Source organism: Fervidicoccaceae archaeon, assembly GCA_038878695.1.
In the GTDB taxonomy this organism is placed as follows: Archaea; Thermoproteota; Thermoprotei_A; order Sulfolobales; family Fervidicoccaceae; genus JAVZVD01.
Map to the genome: position 1 here is coordinate 555,477 of JAVZVD010000001.1, position 12,653 is coordinate 568,129.

Annotated in this window: 13 protein-coding genes and 2 tRNA genes; 9 read left to right on the forward strand and 6 right to left on the reverse strand. The window is 62.7% G+C overall.

The genetic code is table 11. From position 1 onward, the window contains the following. Window positions 1-385: 385 nt before the first annotated feature. Window positions 386-1,009, forward strand: a complete 624-nt coding sequence (locus QXU97_03185) for a matrixin family metalloprotease (GenBank protein MEM4035602.1) — start codon at window positions 386-388, stop codon at window positions 1,007-1,009. Between the two features lie 144 nt (window positions 1,010-1,153). On the opposite strand, the gene QXU97_03190 is transcribed toward QXU97_03185, so the two are convergent. Further along, a tRNA-Ala gene (locus QXU97_03190) sits at window positions 1,154-1,230 on the reverse strand. Between the two features lie 163 nt (window positions 1,231-1,393). On the opposite strand from QXU97_03190, the gene QXU97_03195 reads away from it, so the two are divergent. The 4 genes from QXU97_03195 (at window position 1,394) to QXU97_03210 (ending at window position 4,754) form a co-directional block, all read left to right on the forward strand. Continuing rightward, on the forward strand, window positions 1,394-2,764 hold the full coding sequence (locus QXU97_03195; GenBank protein ID MEM4035603.1) for an MATE family efflux transporter: 1,371 nt from the start codon (window positions 1,394-1,396) through the stop codon (window positions 2,762-2,764). A 31-nt stretch (window positions 2,765-2,795) separates the two neighbouring features. Next, a complete protein-coding gene (locus tag QXU97_03200; protein ID MEM4035604.1) occupies window positions 2,796-3,080 on the forward strand; it encodes a UPF0147 family protein in 285 nt (94 codons plus the stop codon). A 29-nt stretch (window positions 3,081-3,109) separates the two neighbouring features. Next, window positions 3,110-4,636 carry a DUF402 domain-containing protein gene (locus QXU97_03205; protein MEM4035605.1) on the forward strand — a complete coding sequence of 509 codons (1,527 nt, stop codon included), beginning with the start codon at window positions 3,110-3,112 and terminating at the stop codon, window positions 4,634-4,636. A gap of 30 nt (window positions 4,637-4,666) precedes the next feature. Continuing rightward, window positions 4,667-4,754 (forward strand) — tRNA-Leu (locus QXU97_03210). A gap of 15 nt (window positions 4,755-4,769) precedes the next feature. On the opposite strand, the gene QXU97_03215 is transcribed toward QXU97_03210, so the two are convergent. Continuing rightward, window positions 4,770-5,276 (reverse strand): DUF2148 domain-containing protein, encoded by a 507-nt coding sequence (locus tag QXU97_03215; GenBank protein MEM4035606.1) that lies wholly within the window; start codon window positions 5,274-5,276, stop codon window positions 4,770-4,772. A 30-nt stretch (window positions 5,277-5,306) separates the two neighbouring features. On the opposite strand from QXU97_03215, the gene QXU97_03220 reads away from it, so the two are divergent. Both QXU97_03220 and QXU97_03225 read left to right on the forward strand, forming a co-directional pair. Then, the gene (locus tag QXU97_03220; GenBank protein ID MEM4035607.1) at window positions 5,307-6,137 is read left to right on the forward strand and encodes a PAC2 family protein; all 831 of its coding nucleotides are present in this window, start codon (window positions 5,307-5,309) and stop codon (window positions 6,135-6,137) included. A 27-nt stretch (window positions 6,138-6,164) separates the two neighbouring features. Continuing rightward, on the forward strand, window positions 6,165-6,887 hold the full coding sequence (locus QXU97_03225) for a hypothetical protein (GenBank protein MEM4035608.1): 723 nt from the start codon (window positions 6,165-6,167) through the stop codon (window positions 6,885-6,887). Here QXU97_03225 and QXU97_03230 read toward each other — a convergent pair. Continuing rightward, a complete protein-coding gene (locus QXU97_03230) occupies window positions 6,884-8,596 on the reverse strand; it encodes a radical SAM protein (protein ID MEM4035609.1) in 1,713 nt (570 codons plus the stop codon). The two genes, QXU97_03225 and QXU97_03230, sit on opposite strands and share 4 nt — an antisense overlap. Before the next feature lie 90 nt (window positions 8,597-8,686). Between QXU97_03230 and QXU97_03235 the strand changes: the two genes are divergently transcribed. Both QXU97_03235 and QXU97_03240 read left to right on the forward strand, forming a co-directional pair. After that, window positions 8,687-9,241 carry a THUMP domain-containing protein gene (locus QXU97_03235; protein ID MEM4035610.1) on the forward strand — a complete coding sequence of 185 codons (555 nt, stop codon included), beginning with the start codon at window positions 8,687-8,689 and terminating at the stop codon, window positions 9,239-9,241. Further along, the gene (locus QXU97_03240) at window positions 9,238-10,638 is read left to right on the forward strand and encodes a hypothetical protein (protein ID MEM4035611.1); all 1,401 of its coding nucleotides are present in this window, start codon (window positions 9,238-9,240) and stop codon (window positions 10,636-10,638) included. The genes QXU97_03235 and QXU97_03240 overlap by 4 nt, the downstream gene beginning before the upstream one ends. 38 nt (window positions 10,639-10,676) lie before the next feature. Here the strand turns inward: QXU97_03240 and QXU97_03245 are convergent, their stop codons facing one another. The 3 genes from QXU97_03245 to QXU97_03255 are packed head-to-tail and all read right to left on the reverse strand — an operon-like array spanning window position 10,677 to window position 12,648. Beyond that, the gene (locus tag QXU97_03245; protein ID MEM4035612.1) at window positions 10,677-11,279 is read right to left on the reverse strand and encodes a MarC family protein; all 603 of its coding nucleotides are present in this window, start codon (window positions 11,277-11,279) and stop codon (window positions 10,677-10,679) included. Further along, window positions 11,276-11,611, reverse strand: coding sequence for a hypothetical protein (locus QXU97_03250; protein MEM4035613.1), 336 nt, complete (start codon window positions 11,609-11,611; stop codon window positions 11,276-11,278). Before QXU97_03250 ends, QXU97_03245 begins: the two co-directional genes overlap by 4 nt. After that, window positions 11,608-12,648, reverse strand: coding sequence for an AIR synthase family protein (locus QXU97_03255; protein ID MEM4035614.1), 1,041 nt, complete (start codon window positions 12,646-12,648; stop codon window positions 11,608-11,610). Before QXU97_03255 ends, QXU97_03250 begins: the two co-directional genes overlap by 4 nt. Window positions 12,649-12,653 lie beyond the last annotated feature (5 nt).

The window sequence follows — 12,653 nt, forward strand, 5'->3', positions numbered from 1 at the left end:
CTCTCCTCTAGGCGAGGCCCCCTCGCGGCAGTTGAACGCACCGCGGCGCTAGAGCCTCTCGACCTCACGGAACCCCCATTCATAGGATCCTCGGGAGCTCCTCGGCCTCTCTCGAAGCAACAGAGAGGGCGCTTCGCGTCGCTCGACTCGGTTCGCGCCGCTAAAGTACTCGGCAGAGCCATCTCGGCTGCCTCCGCTTTAAGCGGCTCGAGGGCTCGACGGGTGCCCCCCTCTAAGCGCTCGATCGCCCTCTCGATTCCGAGAACGTCGGGCTTCTCCGTCGACTCGAGCTAGCTCAAAAAGCATTTATATTCAGCGCTCGCTTTAACGCCTGTGATGAGAGACGAAGAAAACCGTCCAAGCCGGAGTAATAGCGGCTCTGCTTTTGCTCTCTATATCAGCTATCTCCGCGGTGAGAGCTTCTCAAGGCGCGATAGAGCTCGTAGGCAAAGAATGGAACCATGATCCTTTGAAAGTCTACGTGAAAGCCCCCTCGGATCTGTTCCTCCAAGTCTCGATAGCCCTCAACGATTGGTCGAGCGCTCTAGAAGCCGCGAGCGGGAGAAACGTCGATAACAGCGAGTTGGGAGGGAGCCTCCCCGATGGAGTCTTCGATTTCGTTATCGTGAGCTCGAGCAAAGAAGCTGATATAATCATAAGCGTGGAGAGGGGAGCGGCGGCTGGACTGCTGGGAATGACGCTATTGCAGGATAAGAACGGAGACGGGTACTTCGACAAGGCGAAGATAACGGTCAAGGCCGGGCGGGGGCTCGACGTCGCCGACTTCAGGAATGTCATGAGGCACGAAATAGGACACGCGCTAGGACTCGGGCACGCGGAGGATCCGAGCGACTTAATGCACCCGACATATGATGCTTCAGCGACTAAGACCGATATCTATCCATCGAACCTCGACGTCTGCGCTCTGCGATCCATATACCTAGACGACGGCTTCGGTGGCGATAATCTGCCCCCCCAACTGATACCATCGACGTACAGCTCCACGTGAGAATAGATCTTTCTTCCTTTTTAGAGAAAAATATTGTCGCCTCGAGGCTGCGAACGTCGTCGGAAGCTTCTGCTCCTCGCGCGAAGGCACGAAGCCGTGAGCTCCTAGCTCGGTCGATCCTCATTTCGGGAAGTGAGGAGAGAGTGGTGGACCGGCCGGGATTCGAACCCGGGACCTCACGGATGCCAACCGTGCGCTCTTCCGGGCTGAGCTACCGGCCCTCTCTCCGAGCACCTCTGCCGTTAGAGGCGCCGGAGTCTTTAAAGGTTTCGCGAGTGGCCGAAGCGCGGGGATCGCCACAGTAGCAAAGATACATATTTTTATATTTTTCGAGCTCAGCTGCGGGTCGCGGCCGAGGAGGTCGGAGAGGGAGGCGGGCGATCTTTGCCGGGCGAGGACCGCCGAGCTCTGAGAGAGCTGCTAGGCCTCGCTCTCCCGGCGGCGCTTCAGGAGGCGGTGAACATCTCGTACTGGTTCATCGACTCCCTCTTCCTCAGTAGGCTAGGCGAGGAGGCCTTCTCGGCTCCCGTGCTCAGCTGGCCGATCATATACGTCTTCTATCTAGGGGGAGTAGGCCTCCTGCTCGGCGGCACGGCGCTCGTGAGCCAGAGCTTCGGGTTCGGCGACGCGGCGAGAACGCGTAGAAGCGCGGGCGCGGTCCTCCTCGCCTCTCTCCTCGCCTCGATCCCCCTCACGCTGGTCCCGCTCGCGGCGAGAGGCCTACTGGTCGAGGCGATGGGGGTACCGGTCGAGATGCGAGAGGAGGTCGAGGTATACTTCGGCCTTACCCTTCTCGGGATCCCACTGGGCCTCGGGACTCAGGCCTACGCGATAATCTCCAACGCGCTTGGGGACACGAGGACCCCTCTGCTCATCGAGCTGGCCTCCACGATCTTCAACCTAGCGCTCGACCCCCTATTGATCTTCGGCCTCCTAGGAGCTCCAGCCATGGGGGTCGCGGGGGCGGCGATCGCCACCGTCGCGGCCAGAGGCCTGGCCCTCTCGCTGGGGCTCCGCGTCCTCTTCGCAAGCGGGGTCAGAGGGCTCAGGATCTCGCCGAGAGACCTGGCCCCCGACTCGAGATCACTTATTCTCCTCGCGAGGGTGGGCCTCCCTCTCGCCGCCACTAGAGTGCTCAACGCACTGGCGGGATTCGTCTTCGTCTCCCTCGTGGCCAGGGCCGGCCCGGCCGCGGTGGCGGCGTATGGCTCGACAGACAGGATAATGCAGCTCGTCATGATAGGCTCGACCGGGCTTCAGAGAGCCTCCGCGGCCATGATAGGGCAGCGAATCGGGGCGGGCGATGGGACCGGAGCCAGGAGGCTCGCCGCGATCTCTTCGCGAGTCATGGCGACCTACATGGCCGCGTGGTCCGCCATCCTTCTCGCTTCCTCGCGAGAACTGACATCTTTCTTCCTCAGCAGCGGGGAGAGCCTCGCGGAAGGAGCTCGTCTGCTCTCTCTCGTGGCTCTCACGCTCCCCCTCCTCGGCCTCCACCTGGTCATGGAGGCCGTGGCGCGCGGCTCCGGGCGCACCGTGTACTACATGCTCACGGTCGTGGTCAGGCTGTGGGCCGTGAGGATAGGCTTGGGGCTCGCGCTCCTCGAATCCATGGGCCCTCTCGGCCTCTGGCTTGCGGCCTCGCTCAGCAACGCCGTCGCTGGAGCCCTGGCGGTTCCGTGGATAACTAGCGGCCTCTGGGCGGCGAGGATCATCGAATCCAACGAGAGGGAGAAAAATTTTTCCCCGAGATAGCCTCGAGAGATGCTGAGCGAGCGGGGAGGCGATGAGTCCTTTGAGCTCGGGGGCGGCGCACGGGAGCGAGGACAAGATAAAAGCGGCCATAAATATGTTGACGAAGATAGTCGGCGACACGAGCGTCCCCAGGAACATAAGGAGAGTCGCCACCGAGGCGATAAATCAGCTGAGGGCCCCTAACCTGAGCCCGGGGGTCAGAGCGGCGAACGCTGTGCACGTGCTCGAGGAGATAAGCCAGGATCCCAACATGCCTGTCCACACGAGGATAGCGATTTGGAACGTGGTGACGCTCCTCGAGACGGTCAGAGATTGAGGCCTTCCCTCAGAGGTGGCCGCTGACGCTTGAGCTCGGAGGAGAAGCCTCCCGGGGCAGCGGCCGTCAGGGTCAGGGGCATATACTCAACTGCGATCAGCAAGTTTCTACTCGATAGAGGTTTCCGAATAGCGCAGCCTAGCCCCAAGATCGTCGAGAGATTGAAGCTCGAGAGAGCAGACCACGAGCTGGCCGACGTCACGATCAAGGAGCTCGACGACGATAAGAGCAGGCTTCTCGTGCTCGGACATCCTCGAGCCTTCGACGACGTCCTCCGAGCTCTACTCGAGCTCTTAGAGGGCTCTTTCGTCCGAGTGAGCGAGCTCCAGAGGTACTCCACCGTGGCGGTCGAGGTAATCGGCGGAGAGAGAGGTTCGTGTGTGGCCGCGAGCGGCGGCGCCCGCCTCCTCCTCGATACTGGGAGCTGCGTGCCGGGAAAACTCGTCAAAGCCTCGATAATCAAGGCCCCGATCTTCCCGAGCGATCAGGCCGTAGCGAGGGAGGGCTTCAGCGTTCTGAAGAGGACTCTCGTTCTCACGAGCTGGCGCGAGCTCAGCTTCAGCGAGCACATCAAGAGCAGGTCCAGGAGAGACGAGCTGACTCAGCTCTCGGCCGAGGTTCTACGAGCCGGGCTCGGAGTCAGGTGGCGCAGCAGCGCCGGCGTAGCCCCCATAGAGGTCGTGAAGTCCGAGCTGAGCGAAGCGCTCGAGGAGGCGAAGCGCCTCTCCCCAGCGCTCCCCGAGCGCGGCGCGGTGCTCAGCCCGGGCGAGAAGATAGCTCTCCTCACGCTTTCGAGCGTCGACAGGAAATCCCTCGACGAGTTGAGGAGCTCCGCGATTCCGACCGCCTCTTTTCACCACACGCTGAAGATGCAGGGGCTCGCGGGAGGAGCCATGGCCGATCTCGCCGACGAGCTCGTCGAGAGGGGGCTGGACGGAGAGCTCGTGGGGCTGGCCGCCCTGGAGCTCTCGCTCGAGAAGCTCCTCGAGCGCCAATCGATCGAGCTCAGGCACTACACGCCTGAGGGCGAGGTGATCCGGATAGGCCCGGCGCGACCTTCTCGGCTCGCGAGGACGAAGAAGGGCCCGGTTCTGCTGCTCGAGAGGAGAGCGAGATCCGCGGGGACCTACGATGGAATCGGAGCTCGGAGAGAGCCGGGGGACCTTATGCTCACGGCCTGCCCCCTGGGCGCGTGGTTCTCGCTACACGCGTATTTCGGAGCCGACGAGAAGCTCAAGGGGTTGTACCTCAACGTCAACACGCCGGCCGAGCCTCTCGAGGACTCCATAGCGTATCTCGATCTGCAAATCGACGTCGTGAAGCGCCCCGGAGAAGCTCCCGACGTCATAGATAGGGAGAAGCTCGAGGAGGCGGCATCGAGGGGTCTCCTCGGGGAGAGGCTTAGAGCTAGAGCGCTGGAGGTCTCGGAAGAGGCCGCCTCCGCTCTCTCGAAGTCCGAGGATCCGAGGTCGCCGAGCGATCTGCTAGGATTGCTCGAGGCGCTGAGCGAGAGAGAGCGGCTCTTTGGGTTCAAGCTCTCCTCGGGCAAACGTTAATTCTCGCTCTCGGAGCTCTTCCTCCCTCGGGCGGGGGTGCCCGAGCCAGGACAAAGGGGCGGGACTTAGGCTCCCGTGGCGAAGGCCTGCGTGGGTTCGAATCCCACCCCCCGCACCATCGAGCTCATCCACGCTATCGAGGAGGCCATCTCCTATCGAAGAAGACGCTCTTGCTGGTCGCGCTGAGAGGCACCCCCAGCGCGAAGTCCGCGTCGATCAGGCCGAGTCTCAGCGCGGCGTTACCCGCCGTGAGCATGATCCTGTTGTCGACTCCGAGTTCTGCCGCGGCCCTCACCGCGGAGCCGAGCGCTATGCCGAGGTTCACCAGGCTCAGAGCCTCGTTGAGGCCTACTCGGAGGCCTTCCATCGATTTCAGGCCGAAGTCCACGATCTTACAGCCCACTATCACGACGGCCGCCGACCTCCTTACGGAGATCGCGTCTCTCGCGTAGAATTCGCCGAGCTCGGCAGCCATCTCCTCCATCGCTTTCGCGAGCATCTCGATCTCCTCCGGCCTCTCGAGGATCCTCGCGCGCACGTTGTCGACCCCTCGAGCTTTCGGGGCCGTGATAGCGCTGACAACCATGAGCCTGGCCGCGGCTAGGATCCCCTCTCTGAGGGCCTCGCTCTCCTCAATCAAGCGCGGTCACCGCGCGGGTTGGTGAGAGGCTTGCTTAAAAAGCTCGGCAGCCTCTCCTTCTCCTCGAGGGAAGGCGAGGTGAGCGAGGCGACGTTCCCGCGCAGAGTCGAGGGGCGCGGATACGTGGTCGTCGAGTACGGCGAGGTCGACCTCTCGGGCAAGGTAGTGGTGGTGGGATTCCCGGGCATGGCTCTCGTGGGCAAAATGGCGGCCGAGGTCCTCATCAATAGGCTCGGCCTCACGAAGGTGGCCTCGCTATACAGCACGCGCTCGCCCGGCGCGGTCCCCGTGGAGGAGGGCATACTCAAAGCCGCCGAGATAACGGTCTACGCCGGCGACGGATCACCCATAGCCGTGGTGACTTCCTCCTATCAGCCTCCGAGCGACGAGAGCCAGAACGCGCTCGCCCACGAGGTGTTATCCTACCTGAGCTCTCGCGGAGCTAAGCTGATCATCTCGGCTGCGGCCTACGTGAGCCACGAGCCTCCTCAGCAGAGGAGAGTCTTCGCGGCGGCCTCCAATAGGAGGATCCTAGAGAAGCTGGTGAAGACCGGGGCCATCCCGATGAGCGGTGGCATATCCGGGCTCAACGGCTTAGTGCCGGCTTTGGCCCCCGTCTACGGCATGGAAGGCGCTGCGTTGTTGGGTGAGGCCGAGGAGCTCTACGTGACGAGCGGCCTGATAGACCATAGAGCGGCGGCCAGCGTCGTGGAGCTCGTGGCCAGGCTCCTCGACATCGAGATAGAGGTGAGCGACCTCATCAGAGCGGCGGAGGAGATCGAGAAGCGCATCACCAGGGTCTCGAGAGAGGAGGCGGCCGAAGAGGCGGAGGAGAGAAGGCCTCCTCCGACTCACATGTGAGGGGCTCGAGGGAACCGGTGCACGGCATTGCCGCTGTGGCCCGTGTCGACGAAGCTCAGACTTGCGCTGAGCTCTCTGAGCTCGCAGAGCGTCGTGGTCGAGAGAGAAGGCAAGAAGATCGTAGTCAAAGACTACAACAGGCCCGCCTCGCTGAAGTGGCTGATAGCGCTTCTGCCCCCGGCGGCGCGGAGCTACCCCTTTGAGTTCGATCCGTCTGTCAGAATGGAGAGAGAGCTGAGCTTCTTCGAGGACCCGCCCAGCGGCGTCGGGGTGCCGAGGATCTTGCTCGTGGATCGCGAGAGGAATATCGTCGAGAGAGAATACGTGGAGGGGGAGCCACTCTCGACCGACCCCCGCGGCCGCTCGCGGGACCTCGGCGCGGTCCTCGCGCTAGTGCACTCGGGCGGGCGCTGCATGGGGGACACGAAGCTCAACAACTTCATCGCCTCCGGGCAGACGATATACGTCGTGGACTGCGAGCAGTGTCTCCGCGAATGCGACAACCCCGGCTACAGAGCGTGGGATCTGGCGCTATCCAGCGTCCTCCTCTACTACACTAAACCGACGGCCTCTCTCGAGGACTACGAGGAGCGCCTCGACTCCTTCCTCGCGAGCTACCTCGAGAGGCTGAGCGCGGAGCGCCCGAGCGCCTCGAGAGTGTTGAGTACGGGGCTGCTGAGTCTGCTCCCTCCGAGCCACGGTCTCCTGGCTAAGAGGCTCCTGGGGTCGAGGCTCGGAGCCCCTCCTTAGATGAAGCCCTCGTAGGTCACGCGATAGAGCGGGTGGCTCGTCAGGGCCCTCAAGTCCCTCGAGTACTTCTCGCTCACTCCATAGCGATGGGGCCTTCCTCTCCAAGAGCTCATCGGCGCGCCGAACTCCTTGAACACGCTATCTCTGTATATCTCGTTGAGCACGTTGTACGTGCAAAACGGTATGATCCTCCCGTCGGGGCTCGCGTAGTGTATGTTGCATCTCATCACCCTCTGCACGTCGTAGTTGTACAGGTCCATGAAGTGCATTATCCCTAGGAACAGAGCAGAGTAGTGCAGCCTCCCCAGAGCGTCGTAGCTCCTCTTGGTGAATATGTCGATGAGGAGCCTCGTGAGGCTCTCCCCGTTGGGCAGCGCGTCCCGCTTCACGAATCTCCGGAGCGACGCCACGGTGGATAGAGCCCTCAGGGCCTTGGCGATCCTGCCCGAGCCCTCGAGCTTCTCTCGAGCTTCGTCGAGGTGAGCCAGGAATCCATCTACATCGAAGTACTCCGTGAGCGGTCGAAAGACCACGCTGCCGCTGCTCCTCTCGACGAAGACGTAGGTCGCTGCTCCGCACGCCACGTGATTGGCCATGAGGAACTGCTCTCTGCCCGTGAGAGCCTCAACGAATTTGGCTATCTTGGCGGCGGCCGGGCAGGGGTACCAGGACTCCCTCCCGATCTGCCCGTCGGTCTGCTCCTCGACGAGCCTTATGACGTCGGCCACAGTCACCCTAGAGGCCTCCAGCTCCTGCCTCCTCATCCTCCCCGTGAAGCTGATGGGCTGAAAGTTCACTCCGCGGACCAAATCCATGTTGCGAGCCGCGAACTTCAGTATGTCCCCGAGAGCGTGATCGTTGAATCCTCGAATGACCGTGGGCACGAGCACTACGCTGGTCATGCCGGCTCTCCTAAACGTCTCAAAGATGAACGGGACCTCCCAGTGGTTCTTCGGATTGGTCTTCGGGGTCGTTCCATCGAAGCTCAAGTAAACGGTATTGACGCCGGCCTCTCTCAACTCTCGGACCCACTCCACAGCCAGCTCGGGGCTCCTCAGATAGAGCTCAGCCACGCTGACTCCGGCTATGTTGAGCTGGACGTGCCTGACCCCCTCCTCCTTGAGAGCCCTCACGATCTCGGCGAGGTCGTCTCTCAAGAGGGGCTCCCCGCCCGTGAGCTGAACCGCTAGGGCTCTGCCCTGCCTGAGAGCGCTCCTAGCGAAGCCCCGTATCTGCTCTATCGACGGCTCGTACACGAAGCCGGCCTGCTCGGCGTAGAAGAAACAGTACCAACAAGAGAGAGGGCACCTATTGGTCACCACGATGTTGAGGAGGGCGGTGTGGTTCCGGTGCATGTCACAGAGACCGCAACTGAATGGGCAGGGAGCCGTCGAGTCAACGTATTTGACTGTCCCTCTCCCCTCCTCTTCGAAGCGCAGGAACCTCCTGTAGAGCTGGGAATCACCGTAGTACACGTCCTCGAACTCTCCGTGGTCTGGGCAGGTCTTGCGCACGAGGATCTTACCGCCTCGCTCCACGAGGGCGGCCGGGATTATCCTGAGACACTCGGGACAGAGGCTGGCCGTGAGCCTCTCGAGCCTCTCCTCCGGCTCGACTCTGGGCCTCGGGCCCCCCACTCTGATGAGAGGCCTGAGAGGGCGAGCCCCGCTCAGCGCGACGGCAGACCCATCATCCAAGGAGGCCCCCATTCCGTCCTCTATCGCTACAAATGTTATTAATGATTTCCGCGCCCCGCGTCTTAATATGCCAGCCGCTCGTTGAAGTCGTAGGAGAGAGAGGTGAAGAGAGCCCCCTTTAATCTGATAGTGACGCACTACCCTGGCTACGATAACTACGTGGCGGCTCGCCACCAGCTGTTCGACGTGTTGGGCAGAGCGATGGTGGTAGACGACACGAGCTACAGCATCATGCTCCTCTTAGTCGATGACCCCTACGAGGCGGTAGAGAAAATCAAGAAAGACCTGCCGGTCGCCACCCCAGTGCTGAGGGTCGTGCCTGTGGACGCGGTGGTCGACGTCTACGTCGATAGAGTGGGGCCGGCGGCTAGGGACAAGCTCTACGAGAAGAGCCGAGACGAGCGGGAGACCTTCGCCGTGAGAGTAGACGGAAGGCTCTACGAGCGGGGCGAGGGCGGGGTCATCGTGAGGCTCAGCACCCCCGAGGCCGTGAGAGCTGTGGCGTCTTACATAGATAGGCCAGTCAATTTGAGCAGCCCCGATTGGCTTGTCTATGTGAAGACCGTGCGCATGTACAAGTCGACGAATCTGGCCGCTGTCACGGTGGCCAGGCCCGATCAAATATTCAGCTCCGTGAAGAGGTCGGCTGCGCGATGAGGCGAGGCCCCCGCCTCTTCGGGACCTCGGGCATAAGAGGCCCTTATCCCGAGGCGGTCAACCCTGCGCTCGCCTACAAGGTGGGTCTCGCGCTGGCCAGGATGATGCGAGGCCCCATAAACATCGGCATGGACTCGCGCAAGACTAGCCCGGCCCTCGCCTACGCCGCGGCGGCTGGGGCGATGGCCGGGGGCAGCACGGTCAGATTCGTCGGTCAGGCGCCAACCCCGGTCCTGGCCTACAGCGTCAGGAGCCTTGGCTCGAGCGGCGGCGTAATGGTCACCGCTAGCCACAACCCCCCCGGCGACAACGGCTTGAAGATCTTCGAGTCGACCGGAATGGAGCTGCGCAGCGAGGGAGAAGCCGAGCTCGAGAAGCTCGTGGAAAGAGAGGAGCTGGTCGAGTGGAGAGAGGTCGGCTCCTGCGAGGACGCGAGCGGGGCGGCCTGGCTATACCTCGAGGAGCTCTCTCGCAGACTGATGGAGCGCCCCATCGGGGGGGCGAAGGTCATAGTCGATTGCGCTAACGGCCTCTCGAGCCTCTACACGCCGACGCTCTTGGAGCGCGCGGGGTTCACCGTCATGACGACGAACTGCAATGTGGATCCCCTCTTCGCCGGGAGGTACCCGGAGCCGAGGAAGGACGTGCTCGAAGCCTACGTGCCTCTCCTGAAGCACTTCGGAGCGGTAGCTCTCTTCGCTCACGACGGCGACGCCGATAGGCTGTCCGTGCTCACCCCTAGGCGAGGCTTCGTGAAGCAGGACTATATCATCGCTCTTATCGCAGCGCGCAAGCTCGAGGAGAAGAGGGGGGAGGTCATAGTGTCGGTCGACGTGGGCAACAGCGTCAAGAGAGTCGTAGAGGAGAGGGGAGGGCGCCTCGTCTTCGCGAGACTCGGCAAGACTCACGAGAAGCTGCTCGAACATCCCAACGCGCTGTTGGCGGCCGAGCCGTGGAAGCTCATCGACCCGTCGTGGGGTCCCTGGCCGGACGCGATATATCAAGCCGCGCTCCTCGGCGAGCTGATCGCCGAGGGAGGAGACCTCGATAGACTGCTCGATGGCGTGCCCTCCTTTAATTGGGCCAGAGGGAGCATCGAGTTCGCCAATCATAGCGAGAAGGAAGTCGTATTCGAGGCTGTGGCCAACGAGCTGCTGGCGAAGTACGAGAGCAGAGGCCGAACGCTGGAGATAGATGGCCTCAGGATAGACCTCGAAGACGACAGCTGGTTCCTCGTGAGGCCCAGCGGCACCGAGAGGAAGCTGAGGTACTACATCGAGAGTCCGAGCGCCGAGAGACTCAGAGACCTCGAGGAGGAGATAACGTCGATGATAAGAGACGTGGCCTCGCTCATGGACGCCAAGATCTTGGGGACCACGGTAGACCGAGGATCCTAGCCACCCAGCTCGCGGGGTGTTCGCCGAGTACCGGCGAGCTAGCCTAGTATCTCCTCTATTCCCTGCCTTATCATGGCGATGGCTATCGCGGCCAATAGCATAGCCATGAGCCTGCTCAAGAGGAGCGAGAAGTTCCTCCCGAGCGCTCTGAAGAGCCTCTCGCCGGCCAATAGGAGAAAGAGGGCCAGGAAAGCGTTAACAGCTACGCAGGAGAGAGCCACGCGAAGGCCCCAACTGTACTTCACGTAGATTACGGTCGCTATGGCTCCGGGGCCCGCCAGGAGCGGGGTAGCGAATGGCACCACCGCCAGATCCTCCGGCCTCCCGCTCGTGATCTCCACCTCGGTTTTCCCTAGGATTCCGAGGACTCCGTAGATCAACAGGATTGAGCCGCCGGCTACTCTGAAGTCGCTCAGCGTTATCCCGAAGAACTTGAGGAACGGCTCCCCAAGGAACGCGAAGAACGTGAGGAGCCCTGCGGCTATTCCAACGCTCTTCACGATGATCTCTCTCCTCTTCGCTTTGTCGAGGCTGATCGTGTAGGCGTAGAAGAGAGGGGCATTCCCTATGGGGTCCAATATTATGAAGAGGATCAGGATTGCCTGAAGCAGGCCGATGAGGGCATCCTCTCCGGCGCTCATCTATTAACCGCCCTCCTCAGCGCCTCGGCGACGGATCTCCGGAGCTCTGTGACGCAATCGTAGAGGCACTCGCCGAAGCACCGGGTCTCTCTGTGAGCGCACCTCCCCACGCACCTCTTCTCGCAAGCCTCCTCGTTGACGTAAACGACCAAGAGAGCGGAGCGAGTCGAGGACGACGAGAGCCTCCTCAGCCTGAGAGCTTCCGAGAGACCCCATTTCGCGAGGAGGTCCGCGAGCTCCTCCTCCGAGACCACGTCGAGCGAGAAGACCGCGAGACCCGCCGGGCTCTCGACAGCCGTCAGAAGCCTCGACGCTAGCTCCTCGGGGCTCAACTCGCTCCTCCCCCCAGCTCCTCGCTCAATTTCCTCAGCCTCTCCTCGCTCGATATGAGCCCGTCGACCGGCGCCTCGGTCCACACCTCGGTCCTCCCCCCTCTGATGAGCTCGACGGCCGGCTCCCCCTCGACGAACTCGCCGATCACCGTCGCCCCCACTCCCACGGAGCTGAGGAGACTCAGAGCCTCCTCGACTCGCTCTCGATCGACCGCGACCAGGAGACAGCCGCTCGAGAGGGAGGTGAGAGGGTCGACTCCCGCGGCCCTGAGAATCTCCGCGGCTACGGGGTGCAGCGGGACGTCCTCGGCTCTGAGTCTTGCTCTGAGCCCCGACGCGAGAGCCATCTCGAGGGCGCCGGCGATCACTCCCCCCTCGGTCGGGTCATGCATCGAGTGGGCCAGGCCCGCTCGAGCCAGAGCTAGAGCCTCTCTGACCACGCTCACTCTATCGATCAGGGCCCTCGCCGCTTCCAGGTCCTCGTCCGAGAAGCCCAGCCTCCTCAATAGGCCGTCGTAGTCAGACGCGAGGATCGAGGCCGCTTCGAGGGCCGCGTACTTCGTGGCGATTAACGCATCGCCCGGCCTTGCCCCGCCCGTCTTCACGATCGAGCTCTCCTCGGTCACGCCCATGGCGGTGGCGCAGGCTATGGGTCTGGGGATCCCCCACGTGTACTCTGTGTGTCCCCCCACGAGCGCGGCCTCGAGCTCCAGGAGGGCCCTCTCGGCGTCTCTGGAGATTGCGTCGACGACCTCGTCGCTCGTCCCCTCCGGGAGGAGAACCACCAGAGTGAACCACTCGGGCTTGCAGCCGGTCGCCGCCACGTCGTTGGCCGCGACGTGGATCGCCAGCCAACCTAACCTCTCGACAGCTCCGGTTATAGGGTCGGCGTGCACCACGAGGACTCTGCCCCCGCCTATCGATACGATGGCGGCGTCCTCGCCCAGCGCCGGACCCACCAGGACGCTGGGCGAGCGGACCCCGACTCTCGCCAAGAAGGTCGACGAGAGGAGCTGAGCTCTGACCTTGCCGGGCAACTCCG